Here is a 15,151-nt window from a genome sequence, read left to right on the forward strand (position 1 = left end):
TCTAGGAGTAGGGCCATACCCATGGGGCTATACCGGGTGCCCCAGAACGGCCGCCGCGCGTGTCGGTGGCCGGAGCGCGTGTCGGTGGCCGGCGATACGCTGGCCCACATGAGAGAACAGGGGCGCGCATGACCGAGAAGGTGTCGATCATTAGCGCGCGCCGCATCGCGTTGGCCGCGCAGGGGTTCGGGCGCGAGGTGCCGGCGAGCGTCGGCACGCGTCAGCTCACCGGCACGCTCGACCGGCTCGGCGTCTTGCAGATCGACTCGGTCAATGTGTGGGAGCGCAGCCACTACTTGCCCGTCTTCGCGCGCCTGGGCGCCTACGACAAGTCACTGCTCGACGCGATCACGCTGGCACCCCGCGCCCGCTACCTCGAATACTGGGGCCACGAGGCCACGTTCATGCGGCGCGAGATGTTGCCGCTCTTCCAGTGGCGCATGGATCGTTACCGCGACCGCGCGCTGGCCGATTCCGACGGCTGGGTGCGCGAGAACCGCGCCACGCTCGACTGGCTGCTCGCCGAGATCGGCCGCGGGGGCCCGCGTGCCGCGAGCGACATCGAGCACGAAGACAATGTGCGTCAGGGGCCGTGGTGGGGCTGGTCCGACGTGAAGCGCGGGCTCGAGGTGCTGTTCCGCAGCGGCGAGCTCGTGTCTGCCGGGCGCAAGGGGTTCGAGCGGCGTTACGCGCTACCCGCCCAGGTCCTCCCGGCCGAGATCACGTCGCGCGTCGTGGCGAAACCGGATGCCATCCGCGAGCTCGTCGCCCACGCGGCCCGGGCCCACGGCATCGGCACCCTCGACGACATCGCCGACTACTTCCGCCTGCCCTCGGCCGACACGCGCGACGCCATCCGCGATCTGGTCGACACGGGCGAGCTGCTGCCCGTCGCGGTCGAGGGGTGGACTCAGGGTGGCAAACCTCGCGCGGCCTGGCTGCACCGTGACGCCCGGCGCCCACGACGCATGGATGTCGACGCCCTCCTCTCTCCCTTCGACCCCGTCGTCTGGGCCCGCAGTCGCGCCCTGCGGCTCTTCGACTTCCACTACCGCATCGAGATCTACACCCCCGAGCCGAAACGTGTCCACGGCTATTACGTTCAGCCCGTGCTGATCGACGGCGTGATCGCCGGCCGCGTCGACCTGAAGAACGACCGGCAGAGCAAGACGCTGCTCGTGCAATCGGCGTGGCGCGAGCCATCCGCAGCGCCCGAGACCGCCGAGAAGCTCGCGGCATTGCTTCGACGCGCCGCCGAGTGGCAAGGTCTCGAGAAGATCTCGGTGCGTGACCGAGGAACCCTCAGTGGAGAGTTACGAGGGGCCCTCGGAGACGCGCTCACGCACTAAAGCGTCTGTGCCGAGTGGCGGATGGGGAGAAGTGCCCATGACATCCGCGTATTTTCGGGCTTCTTACCCTCTTTCAGGGGTCCGAAAACTGCTACGTTTGCCACGACGCACCGAACACTGAGGACGAGTGATTGCCATGGCAGACGAAGAGCGCCCCGACCAGCAGGGGCAGAACGAGAACACCCACCGACCCGAGAACGGCGAACAGCACGCCGGCTCGACGCCGCCGCCCATCCCGCCGCAGGGGCAGCAGCCCTTCGTGCCGCCGGTTGCCGGCCAGCAGGGCTACGGCGCCCCGCAGAACGGTCAGCAGGCCTACGGTGCGAACCAGCAGGGCCAGGCACCCTACGGCGCAGGGCAGCAGGGTCAGCAGGGCCAGGCGTCGTACGGCTCCGGCCCACAAGACCCCTCGACCCCGGCCGGGCAGCAGGGGCCCTCCGGCCAGGCGCCCTACGGTGCTGGTCAGCCCGATTCCTCGCAGTCTCAGCCTCAGCCGCCCTACGGTTCGAGCCAGCCCGGTCAGCCGCAGCCTCCCTACGGTGCAGGCCAGCCGCAGCCCCCGTACGGCGCCCAGCCCGGCCAGGCCGGTACCCCCGGTCAGCCGGGACAGCCCGGACAGCCTGGTCAGCCGACCCAGCCCGGTCAGCCGGGACAGCCCGGTCAGCCCGGTCAGCCTCCTTACGGAGCGGGACAGCCCGGTCCGTATGCCGGTCAGCCCGGACAGCCAGGCCAGCCCGGTTACGGAGCGGCGTACTTCCCGGCAGGTGGCCCCGGTCCCCAGAAGCCGCGCATGGATCCCAAGAAGAAGAAGCGCGTCATCCTGCTCAGCGTGGTCGCCGCGGCAGTCGTGCTGCTGCTCGCCATCGGTGGAATCGTGGCGGCTGTCGTCGTGGGCGCGAACAACGGCCCCGAGGCGCTCGTGCGCAACTACCTCACCGCGATCAGCGAGGGCAAGGCCGAGGAAGCCAACAAGCTGGTCGACCCGGGTCTCGGCGAAGAAGAGACCGTTCTGCTCACCGACGACGTGTTGCGCGAATCGCCCGAGTTCATCTCGAAGCCCAAGGTCTCGCGCATCTCGTCAAGCCGCGACAGCGCCTACGCCTCGATCACGTACGTGCTCGACGGCCGCACCTACGACGCCACGCTCGACCTGAGCAAGGACGACGGAAAGTGGACCATCGACAAGCCGCTGCTGTCGACGATCTACATGTACTCCTCGACCAACACCAAGGCCAGCGTCAACGGCACCACGGTGGACTTCACCGACAAGGGCAGCATTCAGGCTTACCCCGCCGTCTACGACATCGGCGCTCCCGAGGGCGACCTCTTCGAGGCCGAGGCGCAGACCTTCACGGCCGGCACGGGGGGCAAGGCCAACTACGAGGGCATCGAGCTCGGACTGAAGCCGACGAAGGCCCTCACGGATGCCGTGCAGAAGGAAGTCAACGCGCACCTCGACGAGTGCGTTGCCTCGACGGACACCAACCCCGAGGGCTGCGGACTGCGCATCCCCACCTACCTCGACTTCTCCTCGGTGTCGAGCGTCGCCTACAAGGTCAACACCTACCCGACCGTGACGGTCGACGAGAACGGACGCTACTTCGAGTCCGGTGAGGGCGATGTGGGCGCGACCGTCAACGGCACCAAGTTCGACGGTTCCGCCGGAACGGTCGAATACGGTTCGGACGACTGGGGCCCCTCGGGCAAGATCAACATCGACGACGACGAGAAGGTCTCGCTCGAGTTCTACTAAACCGACAGTCCGCTGAGACGCGGCCCGCCGGTACACGGAAAAGGGGCGGTTCGAACCGAGAGGTTCGGACCGCCCCTTCGTCGTCGGCGCGGAAGACGAGACCGGCGAGAAGCGCCTCTGCCCGGCGGGAGTGCCCGGCGATCAGCCAACACCGTATGACTGGCCCAGGGGCACGAGATATCGGCTCAGCGGGCGACCCCTATGACCGAACTAATCGCGGCTCCGTGGGACCCGGCAGGTCTACGTGGCGTAGCTGGACGACGAGGCAGCAGGTTTAGAAGCCGCCACCCATGGTGCGCAGGCGCTCGACCCGGTCGGGAATGGGCGGGTGCGTGGCGAAGAGGCGATCCATGACGCCCGGCTTCATCGGGTCGGCGATCCAGAGGTGAGCCATCGAGCTGTTCTGCTTCTGCATGGGGCGACCGTAGGCCGCGAGCTTCTGCAGGGCGCTGGCGAGGGCCTCGGGGTGACGCGTCGTGAGGGCGCCCGTGGCGTCGGCCAGGTACTCGCGCTGACGCGAGATGGCCAGCTGCACGACCGTGGCCACGAGCGGCGCGACCAGCATGGCGACGAGGCCGACGATCATGATGACCGGGTTGCCGCCGCCATTGTTGTTGTTGCGGTTGCCGCCGAAGAACGCCATGCGCAGGAACATGTCCGAGATGAAGCCCACGGCGACGACGAGCCCGAAGACAACCATCGAGACGCGGATGTCGTAGTTGCGCACGTGGCCCAGCTCGTGCGCCATGACGCCCTCGAGCTCGGGGTCGGTCATCAGGTCGAGCAGACCCGTGGTCGCGGCGACCGAGGCGTGCTCGGGGTCGCGACCCGTGGCGAACGCGTTCGGTGCCGGGTCGTTGATGATGTAGACCTTCGGCATGGGCGTGCCCGTAGCGATCGACAGGTTCTCGACGATGCGGTACAGCCGCGGGTTGTCGCGCTTCTCGATCTCTTGCGCGCCCGACACCGCGAGGGCCTGCTTGGCCGCGAAGAAGTACTGGAACAGCGCGTAGGCCGAGGCACCCAGGATCGTGAAGATAACGATAGTCGGGCTGTTGTAGATATAGCCGGCGAGCCAGCCCAGCCCGCCGATGATCAGCAGGAAGAACACGATGATGAATACCGTGTTGCGTTTGTTCTTAGCTATTGCGCGATACATCTAGACCTCGTCGATCAGGGCGGGCCGGATGCCGCGACTAGAACTGCACGCGCGGAGGCTCTGCGATGGCCGCGCTGTCGGTGACCTCGAAGAACTCGCGCTCGGAGAAGCCGAGGTTCTTGGCGAACAGGTTGTTGGGGAACACCTTGATCTTGGTGTTGAGCTCGCGCACACCACCGTTGTAGAACCGGCGCGAGGCCTGGATCTTGTCTTCGGTGTCGACCAGCTCGCCCTGCAACTGCAGGTAGTTCTGCGACGCCTGCAGCTGCGGGTAGGCCTCGGCCACGGCGAAGATCGACTTCAGGGCCTGCTGCATGTGGTTCTCGGCCACGGATGCCTCGGCCGGGCTGGCGGCGCCGAGCGTCTCTGCGCGGGCCTTCGTCACGTTCTCGAACACCGACTTCTCGTGGGCGGCATAGCCCTTCACGGCTTCGATGATGTTCGGGATGAGGTCGGCTCGGCGCTTGAGCTGAACCGTGATGTCGCTCCAGGCCTCGTCGACGCGAACATTCAGCGTGACCAGGGAGTTATAGGTGACCCAGAAGTAGATGCCGATCACAGCGACCAGGGCGACGACGATGAGTACCGGGATGAGCCATTCCATGGCCTGGGCTCCTAAAAGTTATGAGGCAGAAAAAGGTGCGGGTGTTGGTAATCCTACTGGCCCCTGTCCGAGTGTCGGCTGTGTTTCGGCCGGGGCTCCGCTCGGCATCCGCTTTGACCGGAAGAGTCGAGAGAGCGCTACCACGCGTCGAAGAAAGACCGGGCGGGCTGGGAAATACGTCCAAAGGCGGCGAGTGGGTTGCGGGAAACCGGGATGGCCGGGCTAAATGGTATGTGGTGGGGATTTCACGTAATAACCGAGCAGCAGAAGCCCGGGCGCAGTCGTCTGTGTCGCCTGAGGCCCGCTCGGCGATCCGTCGCCAGACGTCGAGTACGACATCCGCTCGTTTTCGCGGCCTCATGGGGGTCGCACTAGCCGCTGTGATCGTGCTGACGGGCGCTTCGGTACTCACCGGCACCTCCGCGGCCTTCGCCGAGTCGACGCCCAGCCCCGCACCTCCGGCCACGTCCCCCGCGCCGCTGCCGGCGCCCGCCATCACCTCCCCCGCGCCGGGCACCTTCGTCAACGGCACGAGCGTGCGCGTGCAGGGCACCAAGGCGTCGGGCACGAGCATCCAAATTCTTGCGGGACCGGCGCAGGACAGCCTGTGCCAGGTTTCGGGCGACGCAGGGACGACCTTCGACTGCGTCGTGCCGGTGTCGCAAAGCGCGCGCCAGTTCGTGCTCACGGCCGTGCAATACGGCGGGGGCCAGGCCGAGAACCAGCGCACGTCGGTGACGATCCAGGCGCTTATGCCGCCCACCGTGAACCCGCAGAGCGGCACGACGCCCGGGCCCATCAGTGGAAAGGGCTACCCGGGTGCGACCGTGACGGTGGCCTCGAACGGCAACGTGTTCGCCACGACGACCGTCACGAACGCCGGAACGTGGGGCGCTACCATCCCCGATTCGACGCCGTCGGGCACGTACGACATTCAGGCGACGCAGGCGTTCACCCCAGGTGGAGCCGCGTCCCGACCGAGCACGAGCGTGCCGATCCGGGTCGAGATCGAGAGCATCCCGGCGCCGACCATCACGTCTCCGACCAACGGGCAGAGCGTGTCGCCCGCGAACGCGACCTACTCGGGCACCGGCAAGGACGGCCTCACCGTGATGGTGAACGCCGGAAACGAACAGGGCGAGCGGCTCGTGTGCACCGCGACCGTCTCGGGCGGACGCTGGAGCTGCTCGGGGGCTGGCCTGCCATCGGGCGCCGCCACAGTGATCGCGCTGCAGACCGATGGGAAGAACCTGCCGGCCTCGAGCATTCCCGTGAGCGTGAACTACGGCGCGGCATCCGGCTCGGGTGGCACGCCCACGGCGCCGGGCACACCCGGCAGCACGCCTCAGACACCGGGCACGAAGACCCCCGCGCCCACGGCAGCGCCCGCGCCCGGTTCGACAGCGACTCCCGCGCCCGCTCCGGCGACGCCCGGTGAGACGCCGAGCGAGGGAGCTACTCCCCCGGGCGGTGGCGGCGGCCTGCAAGAGGACGGCGGCACCTGGGCCGACAGCACGCCTTTCACCAACGCGCTGCAACCCACATCCGGTGTGCTGTTCACCGCGGACTGGTGGCGCGCCGTCGCGCTGGCCGCCGGAGCCATCGCCCTGCTGCTCGTGCCGGCCCGGCTGCTCGCGAACATCGTCGCCGCGCGCATCTCGCCCGTCAGACGTCACGGGCACGGCATCTCCCACTTCACCGGGCGCAACCGCTCGGCCGCCGAGTTCGACCGCGCGCCCGAGCTGCCGAGCCCCGGCGTGTGGGTGACCGGCGCCTTCGGCATCGTCATGACGGCCATCCTCGTGATGCTCGCCAACCCCATCGAGGGCCAACCCGGCTATCTGCGGCTGCTGCTCGCCTCGGTGATCGCGCTGCTGCTCGTCAACGCGGCCGGAACGTTCGTGCCGGTCGTGCTCGCGCGGTGGTGGAAGGCCGGGCCCGCCACCATCAAACTCGCGCCGCGCTACCTGATCGCTGTCGCGGCGGCATCCGCCCTGTCGCGCGTGCTCGAATTGCAACCCGCCATCCTGTTCGGGCTGGTCTTCACCGTCAGCCTCGTGAGCGTGATCGGCGCCGAACTGCGCGGCAAGGTGGCGCTCGCCCGCATCGCCGCCGTGTTCTCGGTGGGTGTGGTCGGATGGGTCGCTACCGGCTTGATCGGGCAGCCGTCGGGTTTCTGGGGCGCTCTCTGGTCTGAGATCGCCGGCATCACGGCCATGGCCGGTGTCGGATCGGCAGCCATCATGCTCATCCCGCTGGGGCAGTTGAGCGGGCGCGCGATCTACTCGTGGTCGAAACCGCTGTGGATGGCCGTGACGCTCGTGATGTTCACGGCGCTGTTCCTGCAGCTGGGGCCCGTGATCGACAGCTGGCAGGGCGGGGTGGCCGCTTCGGTCGCCGTGTTGCTGGCCGCGGGGTTCGGCGCGCTGTCGCTGTCGCTGTGGTTGTGGCGGCGCTACGTTCAGCCCGCGCTCCGCTGAGCGGGCTGAGGTCGAACCGGGTTGATGTCTAGCGGTCGCCGAAGACGACCGGAAGGCCGCTCTGGTGCCAACCCGTGATGCCGCCCACGATGTTGACGGCGTCGTAGCCCTGCTGCTCGAGGTAGTCCGTGACGCGCGCGCTGCGGCCGCCCGAGTGGCAGAGCACGTAGACCGTGGAGTCATCCGGGATCTTGTCGAGGTTTTCGGTGAGGGTGCTCATGGGCACGTGCGTGGTGCCGTCGACATGCGCCTCGGCCCACTCGTCGTCCTCGCGCACGTCGATGATGCGGGGGGTGTCGATGGCCTGCAGGTCGCTGGGGGTGATCTCCTTCATGCATCCATCCTGTCACGCTCTCGGCTCGGCGATCAGGGGGCCGTGGCGACGGATGTCGGTGGCTGCGGCGAGAATAGGGGGATGTTCCTCGTGCTCGATCGCCTGCCCGGCGGTTCGGCGCGCCTCACCGAGGTCGATGACGCGGGGGTCGTGCTCGACAGCATGACGCTCGGTGCCGACGAGGTGGCGCGCGAGGTCGACCGGCGCGAGCGCGTGGCCGATGCCGCCGCGGCCGTTGGTGCTGATGCGAGTGCGGGTGCCGGTGCCGGTGCCGGTGCTGCTGCCTATGCCGATGCTGGCGCTGGTGCTGCTGCTGACTATGCCGACGCGGGCGCTGGTGCTGCTGCCGCCCCTAGCCGTGGTGCGAGCTCGGCCGCCGCGCGGCCCCGCTGGGTGTGGGACGACACGTCGGTTTGGTATGGCGAGCTGCTGCAACAGGGGGTGCTCGTCGAACGCGCCTGGGATCTGCGCCTGTGTCGAACCATTCTGCGCCGCGCCGTCTCGACCCGTGCCAGCCGTTTGCGCGCGTCCCCGCTGGATGCGTGGGACGCGCCGCCCGCTTTCGTGCGGCCCTCCCGCGGCGAGACCCTCTTCGATGGCCTGCTCGACGACGACGCTCCGGCCGACTCCGGGCTCTCGGCGCTCGACGAGTTACAGCGCCAGCTCGAGGCGCTCGCGTCGAGCTCCGAACCCGGGCGCCTGCGGCTGCTGCTCGTCGCAGAGTCGACGGGTGCGCTCATCGCCGCCGAGATGCGCCACAGCGGTGTGCCGTGGCGAGCGGATGTGCACGACCGGCAGCTGACCGACATCCTGGGTCCTCGCCCCACCCACAACGGGCGGCCCGAGAAGCTCGAACGCCTGGCCGACGAGATCCGCGGGCTGCTCGGCGCGCCCCAGCTGAACCCCGATTCGCAGCCCGAGCTGTTGCGGGCGCTCCGGCAGGCGGGCCTCGGCGTGACCTCGACGAGCAAGTGGGAGTTGGGCGAGCTCAAGCATCCGGTCATCGAGCCCCTGCTGCGGTACAAGAAGATGTCGCGACTGCTGGGCGCCAACGGCTGGGCCTGGATGGATGCGTGGGTGCGCGACGGCCGGTTCCACCCCGACTATGTGGTGGGCGGCGTCGTGACGGGCCGCTGGGCAACCTCGGGAGGCGGCGCGCTGCAACTCCCCGCGCAGATCCGTTCGGCCGTGCAAGCCGACGACGGCTGGAAACTGGTCGTCGCCGACGCCGCGCAGCTCGAGCCGCGCATCATCGCCGCCATGTCCCGCGATACGGCGATGGCCGACGCCGGGCGCGAACGCGACCTCTACCAGGGCCTCGTCGACGCGGGCGTCGTCGACACCAGACCTCACGCCAAGCTCGCCATGCTGGGCGCCCTCTATGGCGCGACGTCGGGTGAGAGCGCGCGACTCATGCCGCGCCTACTCAAGGCCTACCCGAAGGCCACGGGACTCGTCGAGGCTGCCGCGCGTGCCGGCGAGGCGGGCGAGCAGGTGAGCACCTGGCTGGGGCGCAGCTCGCCGCTGCCCTCCGACGAGTGGCGCGAGGTGACCCGGCTCATCGGGCAAGAGGGCACCTCGCCCGCCGACGAGAAGCGCGCCCGCCAGGTGGCTCGCGACTGGGGCCGGTTCACACGCAACTTCGTGGCGCAGGGCACCGCGGCCGAGTGGGCGATGTGCTGGATGGCGGGGCTGCGGCTGCGGCTGCGCTCCCTGCGCACGGCCGAAGGAACGCCGCAGCTCGTGTTCTTCTTGCACGACGAGGTCATGGTGCACGCGCCCGCCGCGGTGGCCGACGAGGTCGCGAGAGCCGTGCGCGAATCCGCGGCCGAGGCCGGGCGCCTGCTCTTTGGCGGCTTCCCCATCGACTTCGCACTCGAGGTCGTCATCGCTGATAACTACGCCGAAGCGAAATGAACATTCGGGGTCGGCGTCTCCGGACCACCCCCGACAAGCCCGATTCTCCGGGCGGCCTGACTGAGTACCCCCGGAAGCGGGGGTATCTGATCATCCGAACATGCTGTTGTCTGAACACGTGTCCGATTCGACGCCGCCAGCTGTTGCGAAACGTTATCGGAGCCCCCAGGCACGGCCGACGGTGACCGACATCTACTCCTCCGATTCCGGATGGACGAGAGCACCGGGCGCTCCGCGTTTGACCCTCACCCTCGCCACCGAGCTGCGCGCCCAGGGGGTCACCATGGTGCGCACCCGGTGGCGATTCACGACCAAGGAGTTCACGATCGCGTCCCTGATCCCGCCGGGCTAACCCGGCAGGCGGCCGAGGCCGTCGACGACGGGGATGGCCGCGAGCAGACGCTGCGTGTAAGCATCCTGGGGGTTCGTCCACACGCGGTCGACGGGCCCGCGCTCGACGATCTTGCCCGCGCTCATGACGGCGACGTCGTCGGCGATCACGCGAACCACCGACAGGTCGTGGCTGATGAAAAGCAGAGCCGCACCCGTCTCGACCGCCAGCTTGCGCATGAGCTTCGCCACCCGCGCCTGCAGCGAGGCGTCGAGCGAGGCGATCGGTTCATCCCCGATCAACAGTTCGGGCCCGGCCGCGATGGCCCGCGCGATGGCGATGCGCTGACGCTGACCACCGGAGAACTGGTGCGGGTAGCGGTCGCGGCTCGAGGCATCCAGTTCGACGTGTTCGAGCAGCTGCGGCACATCCCACGCATCGCGATCGGGGTTCACGCGCAGACCGTCTTCGATCTGGCTACCGATCGTGCGGCGCGGGTTGAGCGACGCGAACGGGTTCTGGAACACCATCTGGATGCGCATGAGCGCGGGGTCGCGTTTGCGCAGGCCGAGCTTGCCGATGCGCTGGCCGTTGAAGCTGATCGAACCGGCCGACGTGGGTTCGAGACCACAGACGGCGCGCGCCAACGTCGACTTGCCGCATCCGGATTCACCGACCAGGCCGAGCACCTGACGGGGTTCGAGGTCGAAGCTCACACCGTCTACGGCGTTCAGGGTGCCGCGTCCGGGCAGCTTGTAGGTGACGCGCACGTCGTCGAGCGAGAGCAGAGTCATGACAGACCGCCTTCGGTAGGTGCCGCATCCGACGACGCATTCGCCGCCGAAGTCGCACCGGGCGCATCGGCGGCATTCGGCGCATCGGCCGCTTCGGGCAGGGCCTCGATGAGCGCCCGCGTATAGGGATGCTGCGGATCGGTGATGACCTGGAACCGTGAGCCGTGCTCGACGATCTCGCCCATGCGCATGACCGCGATCGTGTCGGCCAGCGCCGACATCACGCCGAGGTCGTGCGTGACGAGGATGATCGCGATGCCGAGTTCGTCGCACAGCGTGCGCAGAAGCCGCAGGATTCCGGCCTGCACCGTCACGTCGAGCGCTGTGGTGGGTTCGTCGGCGATCAGCACCGACGGCTCGCACATGAGCGCCGAGGCGATGGCGATGCGCTGCAACTGCCCGCCCGAGAACTGGTGCGGGTACTTGCGCAGGGCCGCCTCGGGGCTCGGCACGGCGACGAGGCCCAGCATCTCGAGCGCCCGCTGCTTCGCAACCTTCTTCGACGCGCCCGTGTGGTGCCGGTAGTGGTCGATCAGCTGCGCCTCGATCGTGAGCATGGGGTGCAGGCTCGCGGTCGGGTCTTGGAAGATCATGGCAATCTTGGCGCCGCGGTATTCGTTCATGGCGCGCTGCTTGAGCTGCGTGAGTTCGACACCCTCGAACCGGATGCTTCCACCCACGTTGGCGCCCGCGGGCAACAGCCCGCACACGGCGAGCCCCGTCATGGTCTTGCCCGAGCCCGATTCGCCCGCGAGCCCCGTGATCTGGCCGGCCGGCACGTCGAGGTCGATGCCGCGCAGGATCTGCTTCTCGGCATCCCCTCTCCCGAAGCTGAGGGTCAGTCCTTCAATGGTGATTCCGGATGCACTCACAGTGCCCTCCCCTGAACGGCTTCCTGCGAGCGCGGGTCGAGCGCGTCCCGCAGCGCGTCGCCCAAGAAGTTGAAGGCGAGCACGACGGTGAGAATGGCGAGGCCCGGGAATGCGGCGATCCACCACGAGGAGAAGTTCTGCACGCCATCCGACACCATGGCACCCCAGTCGGGTGTGGGCGGCACGGCACCGAGCCCCAGGAAGGAGAGGCCAGAGAGCAGCAGGATGGCGGTGCCCACGTCGAGCGTGGCGAGGACGACCACGGGCGACACGACGTTCGGCAGGATGTCTTTGCTGAGCGACGTGAACGGACCGTTGCCGAGCAGGCGGCCGGCCACCACGTATTCGGCGTTGCGCGCGCCCAGCACGAGCGAGCGCGTGACGCGGGCATAGGCCGGCCACGACACGATGAGCATGGCTATGACGGCGTTGGTCAGGCTGGGCCCGAGCGACGCGGCGATGACCATGGCCAGGATGATGGTCGGGAAGGCGAACACCAGGTCGGCGATGCGCATGATGGTCTCGTCGAGCGCCTTGCCGAAGTAGCCGGCGATGGCGCCCAAGACCGAGCCGATGAGCATGGCGAAGATCACGAGCATGAGGGCGAGCGGGATCGACACCTGTGCGCCGCTGATGACGCGCGACAGAACGTCGCGACCCACCTGGTCGGTGCCGAACCAGTGCGCGGCGCTCGGTGCCTGCAGGCGGTCGAAGTCCTGCGCCAGCGGGTCGAACGGGCGGATGAGGGGTGCGAACACGGCGACCAGCAGCCAGAAGGCCACGATGACACCGCCCGTGATGGCGAGCGGCGTGCGCAGCTGCTTTGAGATGCGCAGACGCGAGCGGCGCTTGGTCTGAACGGCCAGGACGTCGGTCATGCCACCCTCACTCTCGGGTCGATGAAGCCATAGAGAACGTCGACCAGGAAGTTGAGGCCGATGTAGACGAAGCCCACGACGAGGCCCACACCCATGATGGCGGGGAGGTCGAGCTTGGTAGCGGCCGAGTAGGCGTACTCGCCGAGGCCGTGCCACGAGTAGACCTTCTCGACGAGCACGGTGCCCGACAGCAGCGAGCCGAAGGCGACGCCCAGCACCGTGATGATGGGCACGAGGGCGCCGCGCAACACGTAGCGCGTGACGACGACGCGGCCGGGCAGGCCCTTGGCGCGGGCGGCGCGCACGAAGTCCAGGTCGAGCACCTCGAGGATGGCCGAGCGGGCGAACCGCGTGAGCAGGCCGATCGTGTAGAGCGCCAACACCGAGGCGGGCAGGATGAGGTGAGCCACCGCATCCAGGAACGTGTCGACCTGCCCGGCGAGCAGCGAGTCGACCGTGAACAGCCCCGTGACGGTGGGCGGCGGGATGGCCGCGGGTGACAGGCGGCCCGAACCCGGGAACCAGTGCAGCTGCGAGAAGAAGACGAAGTAGACGACGAGCGCGAGCCAGAACGACGGCACCGAGATGCCGATGAGGCTCACGACGCGGATCATCTGGTCGGTGATGGTGCGACGCTTCAGGGCCGCCCACATGCCGAGGCCCACGCCGATGACGATCGAGATGACGATGGCGGTGAGGGCGAGTTCGGCGGTGGCGGGGAAAGCGCGGCCGAGTTCATCCGCCACGGCACCGCGGGTCTGCTGCGACGTGCCGAGGTCGCCGTGCAGCAGGTTGGTGACATACGTCACGTATTGCACGGGCAGGGGCTTGTCGAGGCCGGCGTTCTCGCGAAACTGCGCGACGATCGCCGGGTCGGCCGCGGCCTGCTCGCCGAGCGCCGCCTGGACGGGGTCGGCGGGGACGAGGTTCGTGAGCGTGAACGTGACGAGCGTGACCCCGAGCATCAACAGGACCGTGAGGCCCAGGCGGATGCCGAGGTAGCGCGCGAGCGGGTGCAGACCCGCTCGCGCGCTCTTCGTCGGAGCGGTTTTACTGGATACCGGCAAGATCGACGGTCCAGGCGGGGTTGAGCGGCACCGTCTTGATCGTGGTCGCGGTGACCACGTTCTGGGCGGGCTGCAGCAGCGGGATGAACGGGCCGGACGCGTTCTGGGCCTTCTGCAGGTCCTGGTACGCGGCGGCACGGGCGTCGGTGTCGGTCGCGGCGATCGCGGCGGCGGCGAGGTCGCTCACGGTCGGGTCGGCACCGGCAGCCCAGCCGGCGCGCAGGCCGACGAGTTCACCGGGCGTGAAGGCGAGGTAGTTCGACGGGTCCGGGAAGTCCGGGCCCCAGTACCAGAGGCCGACGGTCTCCTTGCCGTCGCGGTAGGAGTCGAGCTCCGTGGCGACGGGTGCGGGTGCGAGGGTGACGGTGATGCCGACGCTCTTCAGCTGCGCCTGCACCGATTCGGCGATGCTCTGCAGCGACAGACCCTGCACCGTGATGTCGTTCGGGAAGTTCAGCGTGACGGCCTCGCCGGCGTAACCGGATTCGGCGAGGGCGGCCTTCGCGGCGTCGGCGTCGAACTGGTTGCCGTCCTTCGCGTCGAGCGCACCGTTGAAGATCGAGGGGATGAATCCGCCAGGGCGCACCGAACCCTCACCCGAGAGGTCGACGATCTTGTCGTAGTCGATGCCGAGCTTGACGGCCTCGAGGAACTTGGGGTTGCTCGTGATCTTCGAGACGGACGGGTCTTGGTTCAGCAGCAGGAAGATCATGTAGCGCGAGGGGTTCGCGATGATCGAGACCTTCGAGTCGTCGAGCTCGGCGACCTGGTCGGGGTTCAGGTCGAGCGCGACCTGCGAGTCACCGGCCTCGACGTTGAGCTTCTGCGTGGGGCCCTGCACGTTGCGCAGCACGACGCGCTCGTAGGCCGGCTTCGTTCCCGTGTATTCGGGGTTGGCCGTGAAGACCACCTGCGAGGCCGCGTCGAAGGACTCTAGCTTGTAGGGGCCAGAACCGGCCGATTCCTTGTTCAGGAACGCTTCGGCGTCGTCGTCGGCCGAGGCGCTGCCGCCGTTCTTCTCCACGATCTCCTGGTTGACCACGCCGAGGGCGGGGTTCGGCAGGATGAACGGGAGCGCCGGGTTGGGGGTCGCCGACGTCAGGGTCAGCGTCGTGTCAGAGGTCTTCTCGATCGTGATGCCGTCGAGCAGGAACGAGGGGTTGCCCTTCACGCCCTGCACGCGCTGCAGCGAGAACACGGCATCGTCGACGGTCACGTCGGTGCCGTCGGAGAACTTCTTGCCGTCTTTCATGGTCAGGGTGAGCACCGTGTTGTCGGCGTTCATCTCGTAGCTGGCGAGTCCGTCGACGGGCTTCGTCACGTCGTCACCGTCGAAGGTGAGGAGCGTTTCGTAGAGCGCCTTCGCGACGATCGACCCTGTGGTCTCGTATTCGCGGTTGGGGTCGGCGGTCTTCAGGTCGAACGAGGCGTCGACGACGAGGGATTTTCCGGAGGCGGCGTTCTCGGTGCCGCCCGCGGAGCAGGCTGTGAGGGCGAGAGCGGCGGCGACGACGAGGCCGACCGCTGCAGTGCCGCGTCGGGTAGCGCGGCGGGAGATTGGTGACAAGGTGGTGCTCCTTATCTGGTTGGAAGGATAGGGCTGAAAGTAGTGT

General features: G+C 68.3%; 13 protein-coding genes. 5 read left to right on the plus strand and 8 right to left on the minus strand.

The features are described from left to right. Nucleotides 1–128: 128 nt before the first annotated feature. Both ALI44B_RS05305 and ALI44B_RS16095 read left to right on the plus strand, forming a co-directional pair. Complete coding sequence (locus ALI44B_RS05305) at nucleotides 129–1,349, plus strand: winged helix-turn-helix domain-containing protein (protein WP_077053613.1); 1,221 nt, start codon at nucleotides 129–131, stop codon at nucleotides 1,347–1,349. Between the two features lie 136 nt (nucleotides 1,350–1,485). Beyond that, on the plus strand, nucleotides 1,486–3,102 hold the full coding sequence (locus ALI44B_RS16095; RefSeq protein WP_077053614.1) for a hypothetical protein: 1,617 nt from the start codon (nucleotides 1,486–1,488) through the stop codon (nucleotides 3,100–3,102). Nucleotides 3,103–3,376: 274 nt separating this feature from the next. Here ALI44B_RS16095 and ALI44B_RS05315 read toward each other — a convergent pair whose 3' ends face one another. Both ALI44B_RS05315 and ALI44B_RS05320 read right to left on the minus strand, forming a co-directional pair. Next, a complete protein-coding gene (locus ALI44B_RS05315) occupies nucleotides 3,377–4,261 on the minus strand; it encodes a M48 family metalloprotease (RefSeq protein WP_077053615.1) in 885 nt (294 codons plus the stop codon). Nucleotides 4,262–4,298: 37 nt separating this feature from the next. Further along, nucleotides 4,299–4,865, minus strand: a complete 567-nt coding sequence (locus ALI44B_RS05320) for a LemA family protein (protein WP_077053616.1) — start codon at nucleotides 4,863–4,865, stop codon at nucleotides 4,299–4,301. Between the two features lie 359 nt (nucleotides 4,866–5,224). Between ALI44B_RS05320 and ALI44B_RS05325 the strand changes: the two genes are divergently transcribed. Beyond that, nucleotides 5,225–7,345 carry a hypothetical protein gene (locus tag ALI44B_RS05325; RefSeq protein ID WP_143458997.1) on the plus strand — a complete coding sequence of 707 codons (2,121 nt, stop codon included), beginning with the start codon at nucleotides 5,225–5,227 and terminating at the stop codon, nucleotides 7,343–7,345. A 28-nt stretch (nucleotides 7,346–7,373) separates the two neighbouring features. Here ALI44B_RS05325 and ALI44B_RS05330 read toward each other — a convergent pair whose 3' ends face one another. Continuing rightward, nucleotides 7,374–7,679 carry a rhodanese-like domain-containing protein gene (locus ALI44B_RS05330; RefSeq protein WP_077053618.1) on the minus strand — a complete coding sequence of 102 codons (306 nt, stop codon included), beginning with the start codon at nucleotides 7,677–7,679 and terminating at the stop codon, nucleotides 7,374–7,376. Nucleotides 7,680–7,760: 81 nt separating this feature from the next. Here ALI44B_RS05330 and ALI44B_RS05335 point away from each other — a divergent pair, with 81 nt between their 5' ends. Continuing rightward, entirely contained in the window at nucleotides 7,761–9,596 is a 1,836-nt protein-coding gene (locus ALI44B_RS05335; RefSeq protein ID WP_077053619.1) for a bifunctional 3'-5' exonuclease/DNA polymerase, read from the plus strand. A 181-nt stretch (nucleotides 9,597–9,777) separates the two neighbouring features. Beyond that, nucleotides 9,778–9,948 (plus strand): hypothetical protein, encoded by a 171-nt coding sequence (locus ALI44B_RS16100; RefSeq protein ID WP_179100208.1) that lies wholly within the window; start codon nucleotides 9,778–9,780, stop codon nucleotides 9,946–9,948. On the opposite strand, the gene ALI44B_RS05340 is transcribed toward ALI44B_RS16100, so the two are convergent. Genes ALI44B_RS05340 through ALI44B_RS05360 form a run of 5 tightly spaced genes read right to left on the minus strand, consistent with a single transcriptional unit; the run spans nucleotide 9,945 to nucleotide 15,105 of the window. Further along, a complete protein-coding gene (locus tag ALI44B_RS05340; protein ID WP_077053620.1) occupies nucleotides 9,945–10,721 on the minus strand; it encodes an ABC transporter ATP-binding protein in 777 nt (258 codons plus the stop codon). The genes ALI44B_RS16100 and ALI44B_RS05340 overlap by 4 nt on opposite strands. Then, complete coding sequence (locus ALI44B_RS05345) at nucleotides 10,718–11,593, minus strand: ABC transporter ATP-binding protein (RefSeq protein WP_077053621.1); 876 nt, start codon at nucleotides 11,591–11,593, stop codon at nucleotides 10,718–10,720. The genes ALI44B_RS05340 and ALI44B_RS05345 overlap by 4 nt, the downstream gene beginning before the upstream one ends. Further along, nucleotides 11,590–12,471: an ABC transporter permease gene (locus ALI44B_RS05350; RefSeq protein WP_077053622.1), complete on the minus strand. Its 882-nt coding sequence runs from the start codon at nucleotides 12,469–12,471 to the stop codon at nucleotides 11,590–11,592. The genes ALI44B_RS05345 and ALI44B_RS05350 overlap by 4 nt, the downstream gene beginning before the upstream one ends. After that, complete coding sequence (locus ALI44B_RS05355) at nucleotides 12,468–13,538, minus strand: ABC transporter permease (RefSeq protein ID WP_238592082.1); 1,071 nt, start codon at nucleotides 13,536–13,538, stop codon at nucleotides 12,468–12,470. Before ALI44B_RS05355 ends, ALI44B_RS05350 begins: the two co-directional genes overlap by 4 nt. Continuing rightward, nucleotides 13,522–15,105 carry an ABC transporter substrate-binding protein gene (locus tag ALI44B_RS05360; RefSeq protein ID WP_202969355.1) on the minus strand — a complete coding sequence of 528 codons (1,584 nt, stop codon included), beginning with the start codon at nucleotides 15,103–15,105 and terminating at the stop codon, nucleotides 13,522–13,524. The genes ALI44B_RS05355 and ALI44B_RS05360 overlap by 17 nt, the downstream gene beginning before the upstream one ends. Between the last annotated feature and the right edge of the window lie 46 nt (nucleotides 15,106–15,151).

It is taken from the genome of Leifsonia sp. ALI-44-B (assembly GCF_001984125.1).
Lineage (GTDB): Bacteria > Actinomycetota > Actinomycetes > Actinomycetales > Microbacteriaceae > Okibacterium.